Here is a 25,966-nt window from a genome sequence, read left to right as displayed (position 1 = left end):
CCGGGCGACCTTACCCGACCGTTTTCCCCTGCTCGGCCGCGCCCGGACTGCGCTTCCGGGCCCCGGCGCCCGCTGCCCGCAGGGCCTCGCGCGAGCGCTCGACGCGGATCGGCAGATCGCGTACCCGCTGTCCGGTCGCATGGTGGAACGCGTTGGTGATCGCCGCCGCCGCGCCCACGATGCCCAGCTCGCCGATGCCCTTGCCGCGCACCGGGTTGGGGTTGTCGTCCTGCTCGTCCAGCCAGATCGCCTCCAGCTTCGGGACGTCCGCGTTGGCCGCGACGTGGTAGCCCGCGAAGTCGTGGTTGGCGAAGTCGCCGAAGACCGGGTCGACCTCGCCGATCTCCAGCAGCGCCATCGACAGACCCATCGTCATGGCGCCCAGGAACTGCGAACGGGCCGTCTTCGGATTGACAATCCGCCCGGCGGCGAACACGCCCAGCATCCGGTCGACCCGGATCTCGCCGGTGTCGGTGTCCACCCGCACCTGTGCGAAGTGGGCGCCGAAGGAGTGGCGGGAGAGCGACGCCCGCAGCTCCACGTCCTCGGTGGTGTCCGCCCGCACCTCCAGGCCCCCGTCCGGCACGGCGCCGCCGTACGTGTCCAGCTCCGCCAACAGCGCACGGCACGCCTTGTCCACCGCCCAGCCCCAGGAGGCCGTCCCCAGCGAGCCGCCCGCGAACGGCGCCGGGCCGAGCGAGGCGCGCCCGATCTCCAGCCGCAGCCGCTCGATGGGGACGCCGAGGGCGTCCGCCGCCAGCTGGGTCAGCGCGGTGCGCCCGCCGGTCCCGATGTCCACGGCGCCGATCCGCACCGTGTACGTCCCGTCGGTCTCGGCGCGCGCCGTCGCCGACGAGGGGAACACATAGTCCGGGTGGTGCGCGGAGGCGACCCCGGTGCCCACCAGCCAGCGCCCCTCGCGCCGGATGCCGGGCTTCGGGTCGCGCAGCGCCCAGCCGAAGCGCGCGGCGCCCTCCCGAAGGCACGCCACCAGACCGCGGCTGCTGAAGGACTTGCCGCTGTCGGGGTCGACACCGGTGTCATTGCGGATCCGCAGCTCTACGGGGTCGATCTCCAGCTCGGTGGCCAGCTCGTCCATGGCCGACTCCAGCGCGAACATGCCCGGCGTGTGTCCGGGCGCGCGGAACCACGCGGGGGTGAGCACATCGAGCGGCGCCGTCTTCACCGTCGTACGGATGTTGGGCGCCGCGTACATCACCCGCGTCGAGGACCCCGTCTGGTCGGCGAACTCCGCCATCGCGGAGCGCTGCTGCACCACCTCGTGGTCGATCGCGGTCAGCCGGCCGTCGTGCCCGGCGCCGAGCCGGATCCGCTGGATGGTGGGGGCCCGGTAGGGGATCAGCTGGAACATCTGCTGCCGGGTCAGCGCGATCTTCACCGGCCGCCCGAGGTGCTTCGCGGCGAGCGCCGCCAGCACGGTGGGGGAGCGCGGAATGCCCTTGGAGCCGAAGCCGCCGCCGATGTACTCCGCGATGATCTCCACCGCGCCCTCTTCGAGCCCGAACACCGCCGCCAGCAGCTGGGAGGACATGAACGGGCCCTGGTCGGAGTTGTACAGCGTCAGCCGGTCCTCGTCCCACGAGGCGATGGTGGCGTGCGGCTCCATCGGGCTGGTGTGCTCGGCCGGGGTGGTGTACATGGCCTCGGTCCGCACCGGCGCGGCCGCCAGCGCGCCCTCGGTGTCGCCGTGTTCGACGAACCCGGGGCTGCCGTCGGTCACCGCGTCGGCGACCTTGGCCCGCTCGTCGTCGAAGCGCAGCACCACATCGTGCGGCTCCTGCTCGTAGCTCACCCGCACCGCCGCCGCGCCTTCGCGCGCCGCCTCCAGCGAGGTGGCCACCACCGCGGCCACGATCTGGCCGTGGTACGCCACCTCGGGGGACTGCAGCACGAACAGATCGGGGCCCGCTTGCGCCTCCGTGTTCAGCCGCGGGGCGTTGCCGCAGTCCAGTACCGCCAGCACACCGGGCCGGGCCAGCGCCGGGGCGCCGTCGACCTCCGTCACCCGGCCGCGGGCGATGGTGGCCTGCACCGGCCAGACGTAGCCGATGTCCGGCGTCGGGAACTCATACGCGTAGGTCGCCGCGCCGGTGACCTTGTCGAGGCCGTCGACGCGGGTCATCGGCGTGCCGACGGTCTGCCGGGTGGTGGTCGCGGTGGTCATGCGCCGTCCTTCCTCGCGACGAGATCGCGGAGGACCGCGACGATGAGATCGGTGGCCAGATCCACCTTGAACGCGTTGTCCGGCAGGGGACGCGCCTGCGCCAGTTCGGCGCGGGCGGCCTCGCGCAGCGTCTCCTCGTCCGGCCGATGGCCGCGCAGCCGCTCCTCGGCGGCCCCGGCGCGCCACGGGCGCGGCGCCACTCCGCCGAGCGCGATCCGTACGTCCGCGAGCGTGCCGTCGTCCGCGACCGACACCGAGGCCGCCACGCTCACCAGCGCGAACGCGTACGACCAGCGGTCACGCACCTTGCGGTACCGCATGGCCGCGCCACCCGGCGGCGGAGGTAGTTCGACGGCGGTGATGAGGTCACCGTGGCCGAGCACGGTCTCCTGGTGCGGAGTGTCGCCGGGCAGCCGGTACAGCTCGGCCACCGGGACGGTGCGCGTCGCGCCGTCCACCGACCGCAGATGCGCCACCGCGTCCAGCGCGACGAGCGCCACCGCCATATCGGAGGGGTGGGACGCCACGCAGTGGTCGGAGGTGCCCAGCACGGCCAGATCGCGGTGCGCGCCCCCGATGGCCGGACAACCCGACCCCGGCTCCCGCTTGTTGCAGGGCTTGGACACGTCCTGGAAGTACACACAGCGGGTGCGCTGCAGCAGGTTGCCGCCCACCGTGGCCACCGTGCGCAGCTGCCCGGACGCGCCCGCCAGCAGCGCCTGCGCCAGCAGCGGGAAGCGCTCCCGGACGCCCGGGTCGCCCGCCAGTTCGCCGTTGCGCACGGTGGCGCCGATCAGCACCGAACCGTCGTCACGGTGCTCGATGCGGTCGTACGGCAGCCGGGACACGTCGATGAGCAGCCCCGGGTCCGTCACCCCGAGCTTCATCAGGTCCACGAGGTTGGTCCCGCCGCCCAGATACGTGGCGTCGGGCCGCTCGGCCATCAGCGCGCAGGCCTCGGCCGCGTCGCCCGCACGGGCGTAGGCGAACTCCTTCACCGCACACCTCCAGCGGCGCTCGCGGACCGGGTGTCCCCGGCGCCCTCGGCACCGGCCGCCTCCATGACGGCGTCCACGATCCCGCCGTAGGCCCCGCAGCGGCACAGATTGCCGCTCATGCGCTCGCGCACCTCCGACTCGTCCAGCCCCGATGCCCCCGGTACACCGGCCCCGGTGTCCTCGGTGACATGGCTCGGCCAGCCGCGCCGCGCCTCGCCGAGTGCCCCGATCGCCGAACAGATCTGGCCCGGGGTGCAGTAGCCGCACTGGAGGCCGTCATGGTCGAGGAACGCCTGCTGCACCGGGTGCAGCCCCTCGGTGTCCGCCAGCTCCGCCACGCCCTCGATCGAGACGATCTCCCGCCCCTCGGCCGCCACCGCGAACATCAGGCAGCTGTTCACCCGCTCGCCGTCCAACAGCACCGTGCAGGCGCCGCATTGCCCGTGGTCACAGCCCTTCTTGGTGCCCGTGAGGCCAACCCGCTCGCGCAGCACATCGAGCAGCGTCGTCCGGTTGTCGATGGTCAGGGGGTGGGTCGTGCCATTGATCCGCAAGCGGATGTCGCTACTCGGAGAGCGATGTGAGAGGCTCATACATTGAATGTATCAACCTCTTACATTCGTGGCGAGGGGAATGAGTTTCCATGCGAGACGTCGAAGCGGAGATGCACCGATGGTGGCGCGACGGGCAGCCCTTCGCCCGGGCCACGGTGGTCGCCACCTGGCACTCCTCACCGCTGCCACCGGGCACGAGCATGCTGGTCGGACCGGACGGCTCGGCCGTCGGCAGCGTCTCCGGAGGCTGTGTGGAAGGCGCGGTCTACGAACTGGCCCAGGAGGTCACCGCAAGCGGCACCCCGGTCCTGGAGCGCTACGGGGTCAGCGACGACGACGCGTTCGCGGTCGGCCTGACCTGCGGTGGAGTCATCGACGTGTTCGTGGAGCGCGTCGACCGCACCGCCTTCCCCGAATACGACGACGTGGCCGCGGCGGTGCGCGCGGGCGAACCGGTGGCCGAGGTCATCTGCGTGGCGGTCGACGGCCCCGACCCGGCAGGACGACTCGGCCGGCGGCTGGTGGTCCGGCCGGACACGGCCACCGGCTCCCTCGGTTCGGAGCGGCTGGACGCGGCGGTCGCCGAGGACGCGCGCGGACTGCTGGCCGGTGGGCGCACCGGCACCCTGCGCTACGGCTACGACGGCACCCGCACCGACGAGGAACTGACCCTGTTCGTGTCGGTGCACGCCGCACCGCCCCGGATGCTGGTCTTCGGTGCCGTGGACTTCGCGGCGGCCATGGCCCGTATCGGCGCGTACCTCGGCTACCACGTCACCGTCTGCGACGCGCGGCCCGTCTTCGCCACCAAGCGCCGCTTCCCCGAGGCCCACGAGGTGGTGGCCGACTGGCCGCACCGCTATCTGCGCACCGAGGCCGAGGCGGGCCGGGTGGACGAGCGGACCGTGGTCTGCGTCCTCACCCACGACCCCAAGTTCGACGTGCCGCTGCTGGAGGAGGCGCTGGGGCTGCCCCTGGCGTACGTCGGCGCCATGGGCTCCCGCCGCACCCATGAGGACCGGCTGCGCAGACTGCGCGACACCGGGATCGACGAGAACCGGCTGGCCCGGCTCGCCTCCCCGATCGGCCTGGACCTCGGCGCCCGCACCCCCGAGGAGACCGCGGTCAGCATCGCCGCCGAAATCATCGCCGACCGCTGGGACGGCAGCGGCGCCCGGCTGACCGCCCTCACCGGCCGCATCCACCGGCCCCACGCGGTGCGCCCGGCGGCCGAGGGCTGAGACGCGAACCCGGCCCCGGCCCCGGAGCGCCATCATGGTCCCCGACCGAAGCGGGCACAGGAGGGGACCACAACCGCCGTGGAGACCGCGCGCAACACCGACGACGACGCCGGTGAACCACGTCAGGACGACAAGGCAGCCGCCCGGGCCGACGGCAGGGCAGCCGACGTGGCCGGTGGCACGGCCGCACCGCCGAAGACCGGCTGGCGCCGCTGGGTCATGGACACCCGGCCACTGCGCCACCGCCCGTTCCGCCGGCTGTGGACGTCCACCACGGTCACCGCAGTGGGCAGCCAGCTGACCGCCGTCGCCGTACCCAAGCAGATCTACGACATCACCGGCTCCTCGGCCTGGGTCGGTTACACGAGCTTCGCGGGACTCCTGCCGCTCGTGGTGTTCGCGCTGTGGGGCGGCGTGGTGGCCGACCGGATGGACCGGCGCACCCTGATGCTGGTCACCAACGCGGGGATCGCCGTCACCTCGGTGCTGTTCTGGGCGCAAGCCTTCGCCGGTCTCGACTCGGTGCCGCTGCTGATCGTGCTGCTCGCCGCCCAGCAGGGGTTCTTCGGCATGAACTCCCCGGCCCGCAACGCCTCCGTCGCCCGGCTCGTCCCCGCTCATGAGCTGCCCGCCGCAGGCGCCCTGCAGTCCACCGTCGCCCAGACCGGCATGATCGTCGGCCCGCTGCTGGCGGGCGCGCTGATCCCCGTCGTCGGCCTGCCCGCCCTGTATCTGGCCGACGCGGTCGCGCTCTGCGTCACCCTGTGGGCCGTCTGGCGGCTTCCCGCGCTGCCGCCCCTGCCGTCGTCGGAGGAGGGCGGGGGTGGCCGGCCACGGGCCGGATGGCGCGATGTGACCGACGGCTTCCGCTACATCACCGCCCACCGCGTGCTGCTGCTGTCTTTCCTCGCGGATATCATCGCCATGGTCTTCGGCATGCCGCGGGCGCTGTTCCCGCAGCTCGCCTCGCACACCTACGCGCCCTGGGGCGAGGGCTTCGCGCTCGGCCTGCTCTTCGCCGCGATCCCGCTCGGCGCGGTGGCCGGAGGGCTGCTGTCGGGCACCTTCTCCCGGGCCCGCCGTCACGGCCTCATGGTCATCGTCGCCGTGGTGGCCTGGGGCGTGGCCATCTGCGGCGTCGGCCTCAGCTCCAGCTTGTGGTGGGCCGCCGCGTTCCTCGCCGCGGCGGGCGTGGCCGACATGGTGTCCATGGTGTTCCGTGGCGCGATCCTCCAGTCCGCGGCCACCGACGACATGCGCGGCCGCATGCAGGGCGTGTTCACGGTGGTGGTGGCGGGCGGCCCGCGCGTCGCCGATCTGCTGCACGGCACGGCGGGCTCGCTCCTCGGGCCCCGCACGGCGGTCGCCGCGGGCGGAGTGCTGGTCGCCGTGCTGATGCTCGGGCTGGCCGTCGCGGTGCCCGACTTCCGGCGTTACACGGCCTGACGGCCGCCCGTGCGCGCACCCGGATGCGGGCGCGCGCACGGGCCCCGGCCTCAGGCTTCGCGCTCGCTGCGGTCCTGGCCCCAGAAGGTGTGGAACGAGCCGTCGCGGTCGGTGCGCCGGTAGGTGTGCGCGCCGAAGAAGTCCCGCTGACCCTGCACCAGTGCCGCGGGGAGCCGCTCGGAGCGCAGCGCGTCGTAGTACGCCAGCGCCGCCGAGAAACCAGGCGCGGGCACGCCCAGCTCGACGGAGGTCGCCACCACCCGCCGCCAGGCGTTCTGCGCCTCGCCCAGTGCCTGCGCGAAGTAGTCGTCGGTCAGCAGTGTGACCGGCTTCTGCTCCTTGCCGTACGCCTCGGTGATCCGGTTCAGGAAGCGGGCCCGGATGATGCAGCCGCCACGCCAGATCCGGGCCACCGCCCCGGGGTCGATGTCCCAGCCGTACTCCTGGCTGCCCGCCTCGATCTGGTGGATGCCCTGCGCGTAGGCCACGATCTTCGACGCGTACAGCGCCTGCTCGACCTCGTCGGCGAACCGCTCCGCCGCCTCGCCCGTGAGCTGCTCGGCGACGGGCCCGGGCAGCCCCTGCCCGGCGTCCCGCACATCGGCGTGGCCCGACAGCGAGCGGGCGAACACCGCCTCAGCGATACCGCTCACCGGAACGCCCAGGTCCAGCGCGGTCTGCACGGTCCAGCGGCCGGTGCCCTTCTGCTCGGCCTGGTCCAGCACCACGTCCACGAACGGCTTGCCGGTCGCGGCGTCGGTGTGCGCCAGCACCTCGGCGGTGATCTCGATCAGATACGACTCCAGGCGGCCGCCGTTCCAGGTGCGGAACACCTCCGCGATCTCGCCCGGCGTGAGCCCCAGCGCGCGCCGCAGCAGGTCGTACGACTCCGCGATGAGCTGCATGTCGGCGTACTCGATGCCGTTGTGGACCATCTTCACGAAGTGTCCGGCGCCGTCCGGGCCGATGTGGGTGCAGCACGGGGTGCCGTCCACCTTGGCGGAGATGCTCTCCAGGAGCGGCCCGAGGGACTTGTAGGATTCCACCGAACCACCGGGCATGATGCTGGGCCCGTTGAGCGCGCCCTCCTCGCCACCGGAGATGCCGGAGCCGACGAAGTGCAGCCCGCGCTCGCGCAGCGCGGCCTCCCGGCGCCGGGTGTCCTCGAAGTGCGCGTTGCCGCCGTCGATGATGACGTCACCCTCTTCGAGGAGGGGTGCGAACTCCTCGATGACGGCGTCGGTGGGCGCCCCGGCCTTGACCATGATGACGAGCCGCCGCGGCCGCTGCAGTGCGGCCACGAACTCCGCGGCGGTCTCGGCCGGGACGAAGCTCCCCTCGTGGCCGTGCTCCTCGATCAGCGCCTTGGTCTTGGCGGACGAGCGGTTGTGGACGGCGACCGTGTGCCCGTGACGGGCGAAGTTGCGGGCGAGGTTGCTGCCCATGACGGCGAGCCCGGTGACGCCGATCTGGGCGGTGGGCTGGGTGGCGGAAGGGCTGGGCATACGGTGTTCCACTCCTGTCACACGCATCGAAATCTTGCGCGAGGCGGCAGCGACGAGAGGTCTGGGGATCTTCCCTCTCGGCCGTCCCGGCATCGCCCGGTCATAGTTACACGATGTGCTCGACGCCGGGATGTGTGTCCGGAGAAAGCGGCCGGAGTGTGTCACCCTTTCTGCTGCCCGGACATGCGCCAGATTTGTGGGATATTCACAAGGCGGCGCTGAGGTGTGCTGTGGGCCATTGGCTCCGGGGCACGACGTCCCTGGTGCTGCGCCGCGGAAGTTCCGCCGATGAGTTTCCGGCGGTTGTGCGGTCTACCCGTCGACGAAGGGAGCGCACCATGCGCAAGATCATTGTTTGCACGTTCCTGACGCTGGACGGCGTCATGCAGGCGCCGGGCGGTCCGGACGAGGACGCTGAGAGCGGCTTCGAGCACGGCGGCTGGCAGAAGCCGGTGTCCGACGACGAGGTCGGCACGGCCATCGCCGGTTGGTACGAGTCCTCCGACGCGATGCTGCTCGGCCGCAAGACGTACGAGATCTTCGCGTCGTACTGGCCGACCGCCGATCCCGACAATCCGTTCACCCATCGGATGAACAGCATGCACAAGTACGTGGCGTCTCGGACCCTGACATCCGTCGAGTGGCAGAACTCCACGCTGCTGGAGGGCGACATCGTCAATGCCGTACACAAGCTGAAAGTGTCCGACGGCGGCAACATCAACGTCGTGGGCAGTGGCGACCTCGCCCAGACCCTCATGCAGCACGGCCTCGTCGACGAGTACCGGCTGACCATCCATCCGGTGATCATCGGCACCGGCAAGCGGCTGTTCGCCGACGGAGCGATCCCCACCGCGCTGGAGCCGGTCAGCGTCTCGACGACGACGGGCGGCACCATCGTCGGCGTCTACCGGCCGAACGGTAAGCCCACCTACGACAGCTATTAGGCGGGTCGTTTGATTATCACCGGGCAGACCACAGGAAGATGCCCGCTACGTGGAGTCCGGCCAGGCAGAGTCGCGGTCTTCTGTCGGCCGGGACGGCGTCCGGCCTGGTGCGGGTCCGGCCGCGTCGGTGCGGAACACCGCCGCCCACGACGCCTACCGGCCCGCCCAGGAGACCGAATCCGTCCAGCAGCGTGCCCGCCGGGTGTCGGCCGCGACCGCGGCTTGGCGCTCCAACACCACCCGCTACGCTGACCAGCTCCCCTCCGCCCACCACGACGGGAGCGCCGCGTGATCCTGCACCGCAACACCGACCGCGCCATCGTCCGGTGCGACCAGTGCCCCGGGCGGCCCATCCTCCACACCCACCGGGAGGACACCGGCACCCGCAAACGCGTGCGCTGTCAGGGTGAGCACCGCAGGCTGCCGCAGCCGCATCCGGAGGACCATCTGTCGCTTCCAGCTACGGGGCCATGTGGCTGATGAGGTCCGCCTCCCGGTCGGCGGAGGCACGCGCGGCGATGTACCCGTCAGGTCTGATGAGGATGAGTTCGCCCGGGAGGGGCTGGTAGGCGCGCTGGAATTCTCCTGTGGTGTCGACGAGGCCGCCGGGAGCCGAGCCGATGCGGTGCACCCGCAGGTGGGCGGGGCTGGCGTGGTCGAGGCCGACCGGGCCGGTGTGCTCGTAGGCGACCGGGGACCAGTGCGGTCCCCGCAGGAGGCCGAAGAGGTCGCCGCTGAACGCCGCTCCCTCCAGCCCCCCGGCGTTCGGCGCCCGGTCTCCGGCCGCGGCGCCGGACGCGGGTCGCCCACGGCGGTTGCTGACCGGACCGGTGCGGTAGTGGATCCCCAGCCCGCTGTTCAGCGCACCGTCGCCGATCTCGGCGAGTGCCGAGCCCAGTCCGTCCCCGCTGCCATGGCCCGCCTGTCCCATGACCGCGCTCATTTTGCGCGTGCTCATCTCCAGGACGGTCCGGGCGACCGGGACGCGTTCGGCGGCGTAGGTGTCCAGCAGCGCCGGAACGGCGCCGTCGAGGACGGCGGCGAGTTTCCAGCCGAAGTTGTAGGTGTCTTGGAGACCGGTGTTCATGCCCTGGCCCCCGGCGGCGGAGTGCACATGGGCGGCGTCCCCGGCGAGCAGGACACGGCCCCGGCGGTAGTCCTCCACCATGCGCGCGTTCACGCGGTACACCGACAGCCAGGTCGCACTCCTCAGGGCCACGGTGTCCCATCCCGCGCGTTCGTCGAACAGCCGCTGGTAGAACTCCAGTGACGGGGTTCGCGGATCCTCGCCGGGCAGGACCGGGCTCTGGAACTGCCACACGTCGCGGCCGAGCGGAGTCAGGCCGAGCCTGCCGCGTTCGGACGGCCAGATGTGCAGGCGGCCACGGTCGAGGTCCGGTCCGGTGACGTCGCCGCAGCGCCAGCTCGACGCTGGACTGGCCGATCCACAGCGCGTCGGGATACGGCGTGTGAAACGAGCCCGGCGCTCGAACCGAGATCGACGGCTTGTCCACGATCGCACCGGACGGTTCGTGAAAACGCACCGGGAGCCCGGCGATTCCGTTGCGCAGGACACTGTCGACGGCGCCGAGGTCGTCGAGCACTTCGAGGGAGCGGGGCTGGATGGTCTTGGCCCTCGTGGCGCGGTTCGGCGCCGGGCCCCGCTCGACGATGCGGTGGGCGACCCCGCGACGGGCGAGGTCGCACGCCAGGGTCCGGCCGGTGGGACCGGCTCCGATGATGAGGACCTCGGTCTCGCTTGCGTCAGTCATGGCGTCACAGTGGTCCGCCGTTCTGGGAGAGATCTGAACGAGTCTGCGCGTCCCCTGTGAACTGGGAGCCCCGTCCGGTGGAAACCCGCGGACCGCGGCAGTCGGCGGGCTGCGGCGCACAGAAACTCACAGAGAGAGCGGCCCTGTTGGTGAAGCAAGACAGAACATGCCGCAGCGGGGCTGTCAACTTCTTTCCGGGTATTTATCATTGCCCACAAGAATCGATCCCGTTTTCTACTAGCCTTTCCTGACTCGTCATCACCAGCCGCCCGGTCCGGGGCGGGAGAGCACTCCACGGGGGAGGAGTCCGTGCGTGAAGACTTGGGATTCGAGAAGCTGCTCAGCGAGGAGGGGTTCTTCGCACACGCGCTCGGGCGGTCGCCGTCGGGCGCCGGCCGGGAACCGCTGTACGGCCCCGACCTCCCGGTGGTGCTGCTCACCGGAGGCCCCGGCATGGGCAAGGGCCGGTTGTTGCGCGCGGTGCGGGACAGCTTCGCGACCAAGGTGCCGGTGGTCCATCTGGATTGCGCCTCGCCGGTGTACGCGGACCGGGCGGAGCCCGAGCCGGGCGCCCGGTCGGCCGCGACCGAGGCCCTGGCGGAGATAGCCCGGCGGCTGTCCACCTGGCAGGGGACGGGTGGCTCGTTCGCCTTCCCCCGGCTCTTCGCGGGCCTCGCCGTGATCGCGACCGGCGCCACGGGGGGTACCCCCGAGGCGGTCGCGACGGAAGTCGAACGGTATGAGGAGCTGCCCCAGAAGCGGCGCCTCCCGGGCCTGCGGACAGGTGACTTCTGGCGGGGCGTGATCTCCGGATCCATCCGGAACCTGCTGACGGCCCTGTCCGCGCAGGCGCTCGACCCGTACTCCGCGGCGGTCAGCAACGCGCTGCTGGATGCCCTCTTCCAGTCCCTGGCACCCCGGGGCAAGGTGGAACTGGAGCGGATCTACGGTGGGTATCCCGGCGCGGCGGGCCAGCCCAAGCACGGGCTGAGCAATCTCGCCGCCGACTTCCAGGCCCGCGGTGAGGCACGGGAGCTGGCAGAGGGCTTCCTCTTCCGGGCGCTGCGCGAGGACCTCGAGGCGGCGTACGCCTCGGCGTCCGGCTGGCTGCGCCGGGTCGGCCGCCCGGGGCTGCTGCTGGACCACGCCGAATCGCCCCTGGGGGAACGGCTGCTGCGCGCCGTACTCACCGACCGCCGGGGCGGGCAGCGCGACCGCGTGGTGATCGTGGGCACGGCGCGCCGCGCGGACGGCGGCGCCTTCCTGCACGGGGGTCTGCCGCCGGAGGAGGTGGCGCCCCCGGCGGAGTTCCGTCCCGCCGACGGCGGTCCGCCCGCGTGGTCGCGGCGTACGGACGGCGGGTCGGACCGGGCTCCGCTGGCCGACGGGGTGCTGCTGCTGCGGATGCCCTTCCTCACCGGGGACCAGCTGCGCCGGGAGACCGAGCGCAGACAGACGCACATGGAGCCGGAAGGCGGCGCGAACCGCCGTCGCGTCGACGCCGCCGTGGCGAGGCTGAGCGGCGGACGGCCGCACACGGTGATCCGGCTGGCCGCCGCTGCCGCCGCCTTCCGGATGCCGGCGGACGCCAACGACCGGGACGTCCTGGAGGCCCCGCTGCGGCTCACCGGCGACGGTGCCCCCGAGCAGCCGGTGGCGGACGTGCTGCTCCAGGAACTGGTCATGGACCAGCTGCCGGTGGGGCTGCCGGCCGAGCACCGCGACGGGTGGCTGGACCTGCTCACCCATCTGTCGGTGGCGCACGACGAGGAGTGCGCCGATGTCCTGCTCCGCCACCATCAGCCGGGCCACGTGAACCCCCTGACCGCGCACCATGTGTCGAAGCTGCTCACCGACACCGGGTGGCCCAGCTGCGAACGGCACTTCATCGGGGACTTCGGGCTGCGGCAGATGCTGGTGCACCGGCTGTACGGGCTGCGCCCCGGTGGCGCCGCCTGGTACGCCGACCACCACCTCCTGCGGGACCACTACGCGCGGCGGGCGGCGGACGAGGGAGCGCCGGGCGGAGGGGCGTTCAGCTCGGTCGTCGCCCACCGCATGAACCACCACCTGGTGTCCGGCGGCGCGGACGACGTGGCCGGCCATCTCACCGCCACGCTGCCCGGGCGCCCCCGGGAGTGGTGCGCGGAGCTGCTGGAGATCGCCCAGGCGCCGTACCCGGGCGGTGCGGACGCCCGGCGCGAGCGCGCCCAGGGCCTGGTGGCGGCGGAGGGACCGGCGCTGCGCCGCACCGTGGACCAACTGCTGCACGCGGTGTGGCTGTGCGAGGAACGGACCAGGCCGACCGGGCAGGAGACCGCCCGCACCCTGGCCAAGCTGCTGGAACTCCTCTCGATCATGGAGTTCGACGGGGCGGGACAGCTCAGCAGGACGGCCACCGTCTGGAGCGACCTGGCGGTGAACGAGCAGCCGCTGCTGCGCTGCGGCTGCACCGGACAACTGGGACGAAGGAGGTAACGCGGATGCCCAGGTGGAAGAAGCTCCTGTGCGCACTGCTGGCCGTGGGGGCGGTCACGGTGTGCGTCTGGCTCGTTCTGTCCTTCATCCAGAAGCCGGACACCTGCGTCGACGGGATCGAGCGGATCGGCGGTGAGTGCGTCGGCGTCAACGGCGAGGGCTACGATTTCGGCACGCCGGAGATCCGCGATGTGTCCCGGGCCATCGCCCGCGAGAACGAGAGGATCGACGGCCAGCCGCACGTCACGGTGGCGATGATGCTGCCGCTCCAGTCGGACAGGGCGGCGCTGCGCCGCCAGATGCGCAGCGACCTCCAGGGCGCGTATCTGGGGCAGCGGCAGGCCAACGAGGGCGAGGGAGAGCCGCCGAAGATCCGGCTGGTGCTGGCCAACCCGGGGCGGGCCTACGGACAGCAGCAGAAGGTCGTGGACACCCTGCTGCGGATGGCCGATTCGCCCCGGGACCGGCTGCGCGCGGTCACGGGCTTCAACCTCAGCCTCGATGACACGCGGGAAGCGGTCAAGCGGCTGACGAAGCACAAGATCCCGGTCCTCGCCTCGCGGATCAGCGGGGACGAGATCGCGAACGAGGACCGGACGGACGGGACGGCGAAGCTGCCGTTCCCCGGCCTGGCCCGGTTGATCACCACCAACCACGACGCGGCCCAGGCCCTGGCCAACTTCAACGGCGAGCGCGGCCGCCGGAACCAGAAGACGGTGCTGGTCTACGACAAGCGCAGCGATGCCTACAACGAGTCGCTGGCGAAGGCGTTCAGCGGGATCGAGGAGAAGGGCCCGCCCGGCCCTGCCGCGATGCCCTTCGAGTCCCCGGCCATCGACGAACCGGGTTCGACCGGCAACCAGTTCACCCAGACGGCCAACAATATCTGCGACTCCGGCGCCGACACCGTCTACTTCGCGGGCCGCACGCTGCACCTGCGGGTCTTCGCGCTCAAGCTCGCCCAGGTGGACTGCGGAAACCGGCACTACACCATCATCAGCGGCTCCGACGCGGCCTCGCTGCGGCAGGACATGTCGGAAAAAGACTGGCAACAGCTGCGTGGCGAGGACGGCAAGGCCAAGGTGACGGTGCAGTACGCCGCCCCCGCGCACCCGGACGCCTGGAACACCGAGCTGGCGGGCTGGAGGAAGGACTGGGACGCCCACCACGACCGCGAGCCCAGGCAGGAAGAGCTGCCCCAGTACCTCACCGAGCCCAAGGCGGCCCTGGACACGCTGCACAAGCGGATCGAGACGACGCGCGGCGAGGGGATACGGCTCGGCTCCACGCCGAACCTGGAGGACTCCCGGACGATGCTCGTGTACGACGGACTCATCACCATCGGCATGGCCCTGCACGACGCGCAGGAGGGCAGAGCCGAGTCGGTGCCCAGCCGTGAGGACGTCGGCGGACAGTGGTCGCTGCTCCAGTCCCGGCACCGGGTGCGGGGCACGAGCGGCTTGATCTGCCTGACCAGCAGCGGGAATCCGTACGACAAGCCGGTCGCGGTGGTCAAGCTGGATCCGGGCCGGGAAGGCCGCGGCAAGCTGAAATTCGTCGGCCTGGGCTGGCCCATCGGCCGGGAACAGCCGAGGAACTGCGTGATACCCAGCCGTACTCCCTGAAACGTTCGCGCCTGACCGGCAGTTTTCCGTTAGCCCGCTGTTAGCCGCTTCGGTGAGAGTTCATCATCGCCAGGAGGCGGGACGGAGATTGAGGGTGAGGCACGTGGATTCTGTCATTGTCATGCCCGGTACGGTGGCTGCCCCCCGCGGGGGTGTTCTGTACGACTTCCACAACCGGTACGAGACCGTACGTGAAGCGCTGTCCCGCATCGACAAGGCAGCTCGGGAAATGGGACTCCCCGACATCAGCACCCGGCTGATCGAGCGCAACGACATCAGCGACCGGCGCGGCCCCGAGGTGCAGTACCTGGAGATATTCGCCGTCAGCATCGCGACGCACCACATGCTGATCGCCGAAGGTGTCCGGCCCGTCGCCATCGTCGGGCAGAGCATCGGGGAGCTGTGGGCCCTGGCCGCCGCGGGGCATCTGTCCGTGGAGGACGCCGCGCGCCTGGCCGTGGCCCGGTCGCAGGTGCTGACCCGGCAGAGCTGGGACGGAAAGATGCTCGCGGTCGGCGTCGACGGCCGCCGGGCGGAGTCGCTCGCCGGGCTGATCAACCATCCCCACCTGGTGGTGGCCTGCGAGAACGCCCCTCGGCAGAGCGTCATCAGCGGCCCCGAACCGTTGATCGAGCACGTGGAGCGGGTGGCCGACGCGCTCGGCTGGCCGAGTCTCCGGCTGGACGTACCGCATCCGACCCACACTCCGGCGATGGCGCAGGCCGCGCGGGACCTGCGGGCGACCGCGCCGCGGATTCCGTACGGTGCCGGGCGCTGGCGGGTGTGCTCCCCCTGGCTGGGACGGGACATCGGAGACGACGACCCGGTCGACCTGGTCGCCGGTGCGCTCACCGCCCGGGTCCGGATGCTGCACACGCTCCGTGACCTGCACGCGGCGGGCGCCGACGCCTTCGTGGAGTGCGGCGAGTGGCCCGTCGTCACCAAGTTCGTCGAGGCGTCGCTCCCGGGCGTGCAGTGTGTCGTCCCTCTGAGCGAGAGTGACCCGGCCGAAGCCGTCCGGGCGCTGGTCGCCGATTCCGCCGACGGTGGCCCCGGCCCGTTCCGCTCGCGCTTGCCCGCGCCGTCGAGCAACGGTCATGGTCCGGCGGCGCAGGTGAGCGCGCCCACGGCTCCCGTGTCCTACGTGGCGCCCGTCGCCGCCCCGGCTCCGGTTGCCCCGGCGGCCCCGGCTGTCCCGGCGGCTCCGGTCGTCCCGGCCGCCCCCGTGGCTCCGGCTGTCCCGGCCGCCGTCGCGCCGGTCGCGGTCGCCCCGGCCGCCCCCGCGCCGGTCGCCGTCGCCCCGGCTGCCGTCGCGCCGGTCGCGGTCGCGCCGGTCGCGGTCGCGCCGGTCGCCGTCGCGCCACCGGTCAGCTCGCCGGTGTCCGACGGGCTGGACTACGAGACCGTACTGGACGAACTGCGCACGCTCTACGGCGACTTCCTGGGCTACCCGCCGGACCTGCTCGGTGAGGACGACGGCCTGGAATCCGAGCTGGGTGTGGAATCACTCAAGCAAGTCGCCCTGCTCGGACGGGTGTCCGACCGATTCGGTCTGCCCAATCTGCGGGCGAATTCCTCCCTGCTGACCGTCGGCACACTGCGCCGGATCGCGGAGACCGTCGTACAGGCCCGGGCGGAGGCTGCCAGCTGATGACCTCGACGGACGACCTGCGGGGCCGGGTCGCACTCGTGACGGGGGCCGCGAAGAGCCTCGGCGCGGACATCGTCCGCCGCCTGGCGCAGCGCGGCGCCCACGTGATCGTCAATTACTTCCACTCCGACGAGCAGGCGAAGCTGCTGCGGGCGGAGCTGGAAGGGGCCGGTCACAGCTGCGAGTTCATCCGCGCCTCGGTGGCCAAGACCAGTGAGATCGACCGGATGTTCGACCTGGTCCAAGAGCGGCACGGCGGCCTGGACATTCTGATCAACAACGCCGCGGGCGGGGCGTTCCTGCCCCTGTTCGACGTCGACGACACCTACTGGCAGCGGGCGTGGTCCACCAATGTGATGGCGGCCTACCACTGTTCGCGCCGGGCGGCGAAGCTGATGGCGGGCAGAGAGGGCGCGAGCATCCTCTGCCTGTCCAGCGTCGGGGCACACCAGCCGGTCCCGGGTTACGGCCCCGGCGGTGTCACCAAGGCGGCCCTGGAGTCGCTGGTCCGCTATCTGGCGCTCGAACTGGTCGGCCAGGGCATCCGGGTCAACACCGTGCTGCTGGGCTCTGTCGCAAGCGAGATCGTCGTCAATCTCGACGACCCGGCGGCGGCGCTCGGTGACCCGGCCGAGACCAGCGAGCTGATGCGCCGTACCCTCTCGACGCCGGAGGCGGCCAAGCTGATCGTCCACCTCCTGCACGAGGACACCGGCTTCATCACCGGGCAGACCATCGTCGCCGACGGCGGCATCAGCATCGGCGGGATGCAGGGCCTGCGGCTGCACAGCAGGCTGGCAGACCAGGTGAGCACGCCCGCCCGCCACCAACCGGCCCCGGCGGCGGAGACGATGCCACCCGAGGCGGCCCGGCCCGTCCCGGAACAGCCGGTGGCTACCCCGGCCGCGGCACCAGCACCGGTGGCTACCCCGGCACCGGTGGCGGTGGCGGCCCCGGCACCGGCACCGGTGGCGACCCCGGCGCCAGAGCACGTGCCCGATCCGGCGTCCGGGACGGACCCCGAAGCCATCGCCGTCGTCGGCCTTGGTGTGGCTCTGCCCGGCGCCAACAACACGGCGGAGTTCTGGGACCGGCTGCGGGAAGGCGTCCTGATATCCAGCGAGCCGTCCGCCTTCGACCTGAAGCACTTCTGGGCGCCCACCCGGGAGGACACCGACGCCTTCTACGTCCGCGAGGCCGGGTACGTCCAGAACTTCGTCCCCGACCCCGCCTCGATCACCGAACCGGACGGGAACGTCGGCCACCCCGGGTGGCCGCGGACCAACAACTGGTTACGGCACTGCACCGTCCAGGCCCTGGCGGGCGTACACCAGCGCCCGACCGACCGGTGGCTCGCCGCGACCACGGGCATCCACGACCAGACGGGACTCGGCCCCCAGGGCGTCGTACTGGGCGACGAGTACCGGCGCATGGTGCGCGAGGCGCTCCCCGCCGACCGGGACGGTGACTGGCTGGCCGAGCTGGCCGACCACGCCATCAGCGCGCACTACGGTGGCGACGGCGGGGACCCACAGGCCTACCTGCCCGCGTCCGTGTCCCGCAACGCGCTGCGCGGGCTGATCCCCGCCGACGCGCAGCACCTGACCCTCGACGCGGCGTGCGCCAGCGGGCTGTTCGCCCTGGACGCGGCGGTCAAGGCGCTGCGTGAGGGCTCCTGCGACGTGGCGCTGGCCGGTGGTACCTCGGTGATCGAGCCGATCGGGTTCACGCTCTTCTGCCGGGCCCAGGGCATCTCGATGAGCGGAAAGATCCGCCCCTTCGACCAGGCGGCCGACGGGACCCTCATCGGTGAGGGCGCCGTCATGATCGCCCTGAAGTCATACGAGCGGGCCGTGGCCGACGGCGACCGGGTGCTCGGTGTCATCCGCGGAACCGGTCTCGCCGCCGACGGCCGGGGCAAGGGCATCCATGCTCCGGCCACCCGCGGGCAGGAGCTGGCGATCGCCCGCGCCTGGGCCGACGCGGGCGTCGAGGCCGATGACGTGGACTGGGTCGTGGCCCACGGCACCGGCACGCCGGTGGGCGATGAGATCGAACTGCGCTCGCTGCTCTCCCGGCTGGGGCAGCGGGAGCGGGCGTGTCTGCTGACGTCGAACAAGCAGGTCTTCGGGCACACCGGGGTGCTGGCGGGCCTGGTCTCGGTCGCCCACGCGCTGGTCGCCCTCGACCGCGGGGCGGTCCCCGGTCAGCCCGTGGTCACCGATCCGCATCCGCTGCTGGGCGACGGCACGCGGCTGACCGTTCCGGTCAAGGACGCGCCCTGGCCGGTGGATGACGCACGACCGCGCGTGGTCGGGGTGTCGTCGTTCGGCCTCGGAGGAGCGGACGCGCACGTGGTCCTGTCCGACCGCGTGCCGCAGGCCGCCCCCGCCGGGCGGCGGGGCGGTGGCACGCTCGCCGACACGGAGGACCTGGTCGTCGTGGGCTGGAACACCCACCTGCCCGGCCTGGACCCCGCCCAGGTGCCCGCCTGGCTGGGGGGCGACGGCCCGCTCCCAGAGGCCGGGTTCGGTACGCCGTACCCCCTGCCGTCCCCGCGCGAGGTGCGCATCCCGCCGCTGACGATGCGGCACATGGACGCCGCCCACCTGATGATGCTCCAGGCCCTCGGCCCGCTGCTGGACCAGCTCGGCGAGCCGGGCACCAGCCTGCGGCCCACCACGGCGGTGGTGGTGGGTTCGACGCTCCCGACCACGCACAACACGCGGGCCGCCCTGCGGGTGCACGCCAACGAGTGCGCCACCGCGTTCGACATCCTGCCCGACCCGGTGCGGGCACAGACGCTGAAGGAATACCTCGCGAAGGGGATGGCGGAGGCCGCGGGGGTGATTCCCGGTGATCTGAACGAGGACGACTTCACCGGGGCCGTCTCCTGCATCCTGTCGGGCCGGGCCGCCAACTACTACGACTTCCGGGGCCTTGGGACCAGCGTCTACGCCCACCGGGACTCCGCCCACTCCGCGGTCGACCTGGCGCTGCGCCAGCTCCGCCACCGGGCCTGCGACCTCGCCCTCATCGGCGCGGTATGCCTGCGGCCGATCAGCGGCTGGGACCGCCACCTCGCCGGTCTGGTGCCGGAGGGCCGGACCATCGCGGAAGGTGCCGCCGTCCTGGCGGTCACCCGGCGCTCCACGGCGCTGGAGCACAACCTGCCGGTCCTGGGCACGCTCTCCACCGCGGTCGACGGCACCGGTCTCCGGCAACCGGCCACGCCCGCGCACTCCCTTCCCGTGCTGGCCGGCGCCGGACACACCTATCTGTCGCTGGACGCCCTGCTGACGGTCGTCAAGGGCGTCGTCACGGGAACGGACACCGTCGTGGCGCCCGCCGCCGCCGGATCACCGCTCATCCAGTTCACCCGGCCGGGCGGCCCGGGCCACCCCGGCCCGGTGGGGGAGGGGGCGGAGCAGACCGTACGCACCGACCCGGCCTCCACCGCGCCCGGCCCGGCCACACCGGAAGGTGGCGAGGACTTCACCGGCCGCCGCCAGACCTTCCAACTCGTCCCGACGGCCCCGCCGCAGGGGGATCCGGCCACGCCGCCGATCCCGGCGGGCACCATCGTCATCACCGACGCCCCGGATCTCGCCGCCGCGGTCACCGGACCGGACATCGCCATCTGGTCGCCGCGGCCGGGCCTCGAAGCCGCCACCCACGTGCCGCCCGAAGCGGCGCCCGGCGCCCTGACCGGCCTGCCGTTCATCCCACGCCACATCCGGGTCCTCTCCCGTTTGCCCGTCAGCGACGACGGAAGCGACGACGGAACCGACGACGGAACCGACGACGCCGAGGCCACCCGGATGGAAGACCTCCAGGACCTCACGTTCACCACGCTCCAGGCGGCGCTGCCCGCGCTGCGCACCGGCGGCTCGCTCAGCGCGCTCCTGCTCGGCGCGGTACCGGACGACCTGCCACCCCCGATGAGCGGGCTGTTCACCGGCCTCGTCCGCTCGGTCCGGGCCGAAGTCCCGCAGTGCGGCGGGGTGACCCTGCTCAGCGACGCGCCGGACGCCGCGACCGCCCTGGACCAGCTGGCCCGGGCGGGCACCGCCCGGGTGCCGACGCACACGCTGGCCTGCCGCGGGGGCGGTTGGTTCGCCCTGGCCGTCGCCGACGACCACGCGGCACCGCCCCCGGCGGGAGAGGCCTCGCTGCCGCCCGGCGCGGTCGTGGTGGCCTTCGGCGGAGCCCGGGGGATCACCCCCGAACTCCTCCACGCGATCGCCCGCACCAGTGACCGGCCCCATGTGTACGTCATCGGCCGCACCCCGCTGCCGGAAGCCGACGACGCGCTGCCGCCGCAGGCCGAGTTCATCGCCGCCGAACGCCGCGAGCGCCCCGACGCGTCGGTGGGGGAGCTGCGCGCCCTCTACGAGAAGGCCCAGGCGCGCCTGGAGGTACGCGCCACGGTGCGGCGGCTGGCGGAACTGTGCGGCCCGGAACGGGTCCACCACCGGGTGTGCGACGTCCTCGACGCCGAGCGCACCGCCGCCGTCCTCGGCGAGGTCCTCGACCGGCACGGACAGATCGACGTGCTCATCAACACCGTCCTCGACCTGCGGTCGCGGGCACTGCACGCCAAGACCCTGACCGATTTCCGGGCGGTCCGGGCCACCAAGGCCACCGGATACCGCAACCTCAAACGGGCCCTGGCCGGGCGCCCGCCCCGGATCTGGTGCAACTTCAGCACCTTGGCGACGCTCGCTCCCGCGCCCGGTGACATCGACTACTGCGCCGTCAACGAATACCTCGCGTACGCGAGCGCCTGGGCCCAGCGGCACGGCCCGGACGGCCACCAGGAGGTCGCGATCCTGTGGAGCGGCTGGCGGGAGGTCGGCGTCGCCAGCAGCGTCACCATGCGGGAAACCCTCAAGCGCAACCAGATGGACGCGTACATCAGTACCGCGCAAGGATGCGCGCAGTTCCTCTCCGTCCTGACCCGGCCACCGGCCGGCGGAGTGGCGTTCTTCATCCGCGAGGAGGAACGCGTCCTGCTGGCCCGCCGCGGAATCAGTACGTACGGCTCCGCCTCCGGCGAACTGCGGATCCCCGCCCCGGACGCGCCGCCGCCCGCCCCGCCGGATCCGGCGCTGACCACGCCGCTGCTCGACGGTGTCCTGCACCGCGGCGAGAGCTGGGCCGTCTTCACCAAGACCTGGGATCCGAGCACCCTGGCCGAGCGGGACGGCCGGTGGATGCGCCACCACCGGGTCAACGGCGAGTACATGCTGCCCGGCACCTTCACCCTCGAGGCCGCGGCCGGGGCGGCCGCCACCCTCTGCCCCGGCCTCGTGGTCACCGGGTTCCGCGGCCTCGTCTGCCGGGCGTCGATCACGGTCAGGCTCGCCGGGCCGCCGCGCACCGTCGCGGTGGAAGCCCGGGTCACGAGCCGGACGCGCGACCGCGCCGAGGTGGCCGTCAGGATGACCGCGCACCGGATCGGCAAGAACGGAAAGGTGCTGCGCTTCAACGACCTGCTGTGCGAGACGACGGTCGTGCTGGCGCACCGATTCCCCGCGCTCGCCGGGCCCCCCGACTGCTCGTCCTACGAACCCGAACCCGACTTCGCGATGCCGGTCTACTCTCCCGACCCGCCGATCTCGCTCACCGGCCCGTTCGCCGGGACCAGCGATTACGCCCGTGGACCGGACGGGAACAGCGCCAGGTTCGGTCTGGACCACGAAGCCTGGGCTCCGGCCCTGGCCGGGATGACCGTACCGGCGATCCTGCTGGACGCCATGGTGCACCTGCTGTTGCTGCCGCCGCCCGGCGACCACCCGCCCCTGGTCGGCCCGATGGCCGGTCTCGACGAGGTCGACCTCGGCGGGCCGGGCGACGACTGCCGGATCAGCGCGGAGAACCCGGACATCCGGCTGCACTGCGAGTTCGCCACCGGAGCCCTGACCGCGGTGTCCGGCGACGGCCGGGTGCTGGCCCGGATCACCGGGGTCAGCGCACACGCCCTGGACCACAGCGGAGAACTGGTCCGGCCCCACGCTCCCCAGCCCCCCGTTTCGTGACAGCCGAGGAGACAGCGGTGTTGTGGCAGGACATCACGATCGCCGGAACCGGCGCGTGGATACCACCCATCAAGCGCGAGCACGAGCCGTGGGACCAGCCGGTCACCGGCCAGCCCTCCATGGCCGCGCTCAACGGATTCACCTCGGCCGCCGTCTCGACGGACTCCACGGCGGCGCAGATGGCGGCCCGCGCCGGTCTCAAGGCGCTGCGCCACGCGGACGTCGCGGGGGCCGACCTGAGCCTGCTCGTGCACGCCAACTTCCAGGACGAGGACCACTACACGCCCGCGCCCTACCTGGTGCGGGTGCTCGGGGGAGCGCACACCACCGGGATCGAGCTGGGCGCCGCCAGTGACGGCGGGGCCGCCGCGCTCGTCACCGCGGCCGAACACCTCACCGCCACACCGGACGCGAAAGCCGCGCTGGTCACGGCTGGTGCCCGGTTCCCGGACGAGCGCTGGGGCCACGTCCGGGAGACCGGTTACGTGGCCGGTGACGCGGGCGCCGCCGCCGTCCTCACCCGGGGGACGGGCTTCGCCCGCCTGGTGGCGACCGCCCAGGCCATGGAACCGCAGCTGGAGGTGCTCACCCGGGCCAGGAAGGGGCACACCGGGGTCGGCCTCATCGAGGAGACCGGGCTCATGCCCCACATCGACGCGCTGCAGCGGTCCACCCGCCGCTGCGTCGAGACCGTCCTCGACGAGAGCGGTGTGAAACCGGCGGACATCTCGCACGTGGTGCCCATCGCGATCGGGTCGGTCGTGCTCGACCTGGTGCTCTCCGGGTCACCGCTCAGCCTGCGTTCCGACGACACCAGCTGGACGTTCGGCCGCCACCTCGGCCACGCCGGACCGTGCGACGTCCTGCTCGCCCTCGACCGGATGGCCCACTCCGGCGCGCTGCGGGCCGGGGAACGCGTCCTCGTCGTGAGTTTCGGGCTCGGCTTCCGCTGGACCGCCGCGCTGCTCGAGGTCACCCGCGATCCCGCCGCAGCGCCGTCGGCCGGTTGATCCGGTCGGTCACCAACGGAATGAGGTTGTCCATGACAGACACAAGCACGGCGACCGCCGCGTCGGTTCCGCTCGCTCCGCGGGCCCTGCCGCTGCTGGGCCACGCGCTGCCCCTGCTCCGCGACCCGCTGGCATTCATCATGTCCCTGTCCGGGTACCGCACGATGGTCCGGCTCCGGCTGGGCCCGAGCACCGCCGTGATGGTCTGCGACCCGGCCCTGACCCGGCAGGTGTTCCTGAACGACCGCGTCTTCGACAAGGGCGGACCGATCTACGACCGGATCCGCGAGGTCATCGGCGACGGCCTGTCCACCTGCTCGTACGACCTGCACCGGCGGCAACGGCGGCTGTGCCAGCCGTCGTTCCACCCCACCCGGCTCGACGGGTACGGGGCGGTGTTCGCCCGGGCGGCCGAGCTGAAGGCGGGATCCTGGCGCGACGGCGACATCCTCGACGTCACCCAGGAAATGATGACGCTGACGACGCGGGCCACCATGGAGACGATGTTCAGCGGCGCGCTGCCCGCGGAGACCATGCGGCGGGCCCTGGACGACACCGCCATCATCGTGAGCGCGTTCTTCCGCCGGATGATGACCCCGGCCCTGCTGCGCCGGGTGCCGACTCCGCAGAAGCGGCGGTACGACCGCGCCCGTCACCGGCTGGCGGCCACCATCGAGCAGATCATCGCCGAGCGGCGGGCCGATCCGACCGACCATGCCGACCTGCTCTCCACACTGGTCGCGGCGGTCGACGAGGAGAGCCAGGACGGCCAGAAGCAGCTGAGCGACACCGAACTGGCGGACGAGGCCCTCACGTTCTTCCTCGGCGGGATGGAGACCACGGCCATCACCCTGGCCTGGGCGCTGCACCTGCTCGCCAGCAACCCGGATATCCAGCACCGCCTCCAGGCCGAGACCGACGCCGTCCTGGCCGGAGGGAAGCCCGATCCCGCGCAGCTGCCCTCGCTCGGCCTGGCCGCCCGCGTGGTGACCGAGACGCTGCGGCTGTATCCGCCCGCCTGGATGATGACCCGTACCCTCAGGCAGGACGCCGAACTCGGCGGGGTACGGCTCAAGGGCGGCAGCACCCTCGTCCTCAGCCCGTACCTGCTGCACCGCCGGTCCGACCTCTACGCGGAGCCCGACCGGTTCGACCCGGACCGCTGGGACGGCGCTCAGCCCGACCGGGCCGCCTACATCCCGTTCGGCGCGGGCGCCCGCAAGTGCATCGGGGACCAGTTCGCCCTCACCGAGGCCATCCTGGCCCTCACCGCCATCGTCGCCCGCTGGGAGCTGACCCCCGTCGGCGACCAGCCGTTCCAGCCCAAGGTGGAGACCAGCCTGAGTTCGCGCGGGCTGCGCCTGCGGCTCAGCGAGCGGCGAACGGGCGGCGCCGACGGCGCCGGGCTTCACGCGGCCGCGCCGCGCTCCGCCTCCGCCCAGCCATCCACGCAGCCGGGCGCCGCCACCTGCCCGGTGAAGCACCAGGAGTGATGCCATGAAGCCTCACCTGAAGCCGCTCGTGAAGCAGCTCCTCAGCTCCCGGAGGGTCAGCCTGCCTGGTGCCGCCCCGGCCGACACCCTGCACGCTCCCTCCCGCCCGTATCCGAACGGGTGGTTCTGCCTGGCCTTCACCGACGAGGTGCGCCCCGGAACCCTCACCACCCGTCCGCTCGCGGGCTCGGAGGTCGTCCTCTACCGGACGGCCAAAGGCGTGCTGCGGGCCGTCCGGCCCCGGTGCCCGCACCTGGGCGCGCATCTCGGGGTCGGCGGATCGGTCGAGGGCGAGGACATCGTCTGCCCCTTCCACCGGTTCGCGTTCGACCCGGCAGGGGTCTGTGTGCGCACGGGCTACGACAAGCCACCGCCGAAGGCGTCGCTGACGCAGTATCCGGTGTGCGAGGCCAACGGCTCGATCTACGTGTGGTGGCACGCCCTCGGCCTGCCCCCGCAGTGGGAGGTCCCGGTCTTCCCCATGGACGACCGGCAGCCGTACAGCCACGACACCTTCGATATCGCCGGTCACCCGCAGGACGTCATCGAGAACGCCTTCGACTGGGGTCATCTCCCGGCGCTGCACGGTCTCAAGGGCCTCGACATCGAGGGCTCACCGGTGGCCGGGGAGCCGGTCAGCACCGTCACCGCGACCGCCCGCGGCACCATGATGCGCGGGTTCCGCCAGTCCTACACGCTCACCGTGATCGGACTGGCCACCATCGCGGCGCGCACGGTCCTGCCCCTGGGCGCGGGCAGCCTCTACGTCATGCTCCACGCCACCCCGACCAGCCCGGGGCGGATCCAGCTCCGGTTCGGTACGAAGCTGGAGCTGACCGGCGTCCCCGGTGTGCCCGAGACGATAGGGCGCGCGGCGGTGATGCCCGTCGCCCGGCTGCTGAGCGCCGTCCTCCAGCGGGTGGCGAGCGTCGACACCGGCGCGGACCTGCTGATGTGGCACCACCAGGAACACGTCGAGCAGCCCAAGCTCGCCAAGGGCGACGGCCCGATCGGCAAATACCG

Annotated in this window: 16 protein-coding genes and 1 pseudogene; 11 read left to right on the top strand and 6 right to left on the bottom strand. The window is 72.3% G+C overall.

All coding sequences use genetic code 11. The annotated features are described in order from the left end of the window. Positions 1 to 10: 10 nt before the first annotated feature. The 3 genes from ACZ6CL_RS38660 to ACZ6CL_RS38650 are packed head-to-tail and all read right to left on the bottom strand — an operon-like array spanning position 11 to position 3,776. A complete protein-coding gene (locus ACZ6CL_RS38660) occupies positions 11 to 2,185 on the bottom strand; it encodes a xanthine dehydrogenase family protein molybdopterin-binding subunit (protein ID WP_468945190.1) in 2,175 nt (724 codons plus the stop codon). Continuing rightward, on the bottom strand, positions 2,182 to 3,183 hold the full coding sequence (locus tag ACZ6CL_RS38655) for an FAD binding domain-containing protein (protein ID WP_468945187.1): 1,002 nt from the start codon (positions 3,181 to 3,183) through the stop codon (positions 2,182 to 2,184). The genes ACZ6CL_RS38660 and ACZ6CL_RS38655 overlap by 4 nt, the downstream gene beginning before the upstream one ends. Next, positions 3,180 to 3,776 carry a (2Fe-2S)-binding protein gene (locus tag ACZ6CL_RS38650; protein WP_468945185.1) on the bottom strand — a complete coding sequence of 199 codons (597 nt, stop codon included), beginning with the start codon at positions 3,774 to 3,776 and terminating at the stop codon, positions 3,180 to 3,182. The genes ACZ6CL_RS38655 and ACZ6CL_RS38650 overlap by 4 nt, the downstream gene beginning before the upstream one ends. A 50-nt stretch (positions 3,777 to 3,826) precedes the next feature. On the opposite strand from ACZ6CL_RS38650, the gene ACZ6CL_RS38645 reads away from it, so the two are divergent. Together ACZ6CL_RS38645 and ACZ6CL_RS38640 are read left to right on the top strand one after the other, a co-directional pair. Further along, positions 3,827 to 4,978, top strand: coding sequence for an XdhC family protein (locus tag ACZ6CL_RS38645; RefSeq protein ID WP_468945182.1), 1,152 nt, complete (start codon positions 3,827 to 3,829; stop codon positions 4,976 to 4,978). A 78-nt stretch (positions 4,979 to 5,056) separates the two neighbouring features. Beyond that, positions 5,057 to 6,424: an MFS transporter gene (locus ACZ6CL_RS38640; protein WP_468945179.1), complete on the top strand. Its 1,368-nt coding sequence runs from the start codon at positions 5,057 to 5,059 to the stop codon at positions 6,422 to 6,424. Between the two features lie 50 nt (positions 6,425 to 6,474). Here ACZ6CL_RS38640 and gndA read toward each other — a convergent pair whose 3' ends face one another. Then, the gene (gndA, locus tag ACZ6CL_RS38635) at positions 6,475 to 7,929 is read right to left on the bottom strand and encodes an NADP-dependent phosphogluconate dehydrogenase (protein WP_468945177.1); all 1,455 of its coding nucleotides are present in this window, start codon (positions 7,927 to 7,929) and stop codon (positions 6,475 to 6,477) included. A gap of 338 nt (positions 7,930 to 8,267) precedes the next feature. On the opposite strand from gndA, the gene ACZ6CL_RS38630 reads away from it, so the two are divergent. Together ACZ6CL_RS38630 and ACZ6CL_RS38625 are read left to right on the top strand one after the other, a co-directional pair. Then, positions 8,268 to 8,873: a dihydrofolate reductase family protein gene (locus ACZ6CL_RS38630; protein ID WP_468945175.1), complete on the top strand. Its 606-nt coding sequence runs from the start codon at positions 8,268 to 8,270 to the stop codon at positions 8,871 to 8,873. A gap of 127 nt (positions 8,874 to 9,000) precedes the next feature. Further along, positions 9,001 to 9,165 carry a hypothetical protein gene (locus ACZ6CL_RS38625; RefSeq protein WP_468945172.1) on the top strand — a complete coding sequence of 55 codons (165 nt, stop codon included), beginning with the start codon at positions 9,001 to 9,003 and terminating at the stop codon, positions 9,163 to 9,165. Between the two features lie 168 nt (positions 9,166 to 9,333). Here ACZ6CL_RS38625 and ACZ6CL_RS38620 read toward each other — a convergent pair whose 3' ends face one another. Both ACZ6CL_RS38620 and ACZ6CL_RS38615 read right to left on the bottom strand, forming a co-directional pair. After that, a complete protein-coding gene (locus tag ACZ6CL_RS38620) occupies positions 9,334 to 10,194 on the bottom strand; it encodes an FAD-dependent monooxygenase (RefSeq protein ID WP_468945169.1) in 861 nt (286 codons plus the stop codon). Between the two features lie 145 nt (positions 10,195 to 10,339). After that, positions 10,340 to 10,645: pseudogene (locus tag ACZ6CL_RS38615) on the bottom strand (FAD-dependent monooxygenase); the annotation flags it as partial. A gap of 309 nt (positions 10,646 to 10,954) precedes the next feature. On the opposite strand from ACZ6CL_RS38615, the gene ACZ6CL_RS38610 reads away from it, so the two are divergent. The 7 genes from ACZ6CL_RS38610 to ACZ6CL_RS38580 all read left to right on the top strand — a co-directional run. Next, complete coding sequence (locus tag ACZ6CL_RS38610) at positions 10,955 to 13,123, top strand: hypothetical protein (protein WP_468945166.1); 2,169 nt, start codon at positions 10,955 to 10,957, stop codon at positions 13,121 to 13,123. Between the two features lie 5 nt (positions 13,124 to 13,128). Beyond that, entirely contained in the window at positions 13,129 to 14,748 is a 1,620-nt protein-coding gene (locus ACZ6CL_RS38605; protein ID WP_468945164.1) for an ABC transporter substrate-binding protein, read from the top strand. Between the two features lie 103 nt (positions 14,749 to 14,851). Then, positions 14,852 to 16,399: an acyltransferase domain-containing protein gene (locus ACZ6CL_RS38600; protein WP_468945161.1), complete on the top strand. Its 1,548-nt coding sequence runs from the start codon at positions 14,852 to 14,854 to the stop codon at positions 16,397 to 16,399. Further along, entirely contained in the window at positions 16,399 to 22,440 is a 6,042-nt protein-coding gene (locus ACZ6CL_RS38595; protein WP_468945159.1) for an SDR family oxidoreductase, read from the top strand. The genes ACZ6CL_RS38600 and ACZ6CL_RS38595 overlap by 1 nt, the downstream gene beginning before the upstream one ends. A gap of 17 nt (positions 22,441 to 22,457) precedes the next feature. Continuing rightward, positions 22,458 to 23,450 carry a 3-oxoacyl-[acyl-carrier-protein] synthase III C-terminal domain-containing protein gene (locus ACZ6CL_RS38590; RefSeq protein ID WP_468945157.1) on the top strand — a complete coding sequence of 331 codons (993 nt, stop codon included), beginning with the start codon at positions 22,458 to 22,460 and terminating at the stop codon, positions 23,448 to 23,450. Between the two features lie 32 nt (positions 23,451 to 23,482). Continuing rightward, the gene (locus ACZ6CL_RS38585; protein WP_468945155.1) at positions 23,483 to 24,943 is read left to right on the top strand and encodes a cytochrome P450; all 1,461 of its coding nucleotides are present in this window, start codon (positions 23,483 to 23,485) and stop codon (positions 24,941 to 24,943) included. 4 nt (positions 24,944 to 24,947) lie between these two features. Next, positions 24,948 to 25,966 (top strand): Rieske 2Fe-2S domain-containing protein (locus ACZ6CL_RS38580; protein WP_468945152.1); only part of this gene is annotated, 1,019 nt, incomplete at its 3' end.

The sequence above is a fragment of the Streptomyces sp. NPDC041200 genome, from assembly GCF_055591805.1.
This window is presented reverse-complemented; position numbering and strand designations above follow the sequence as displayed.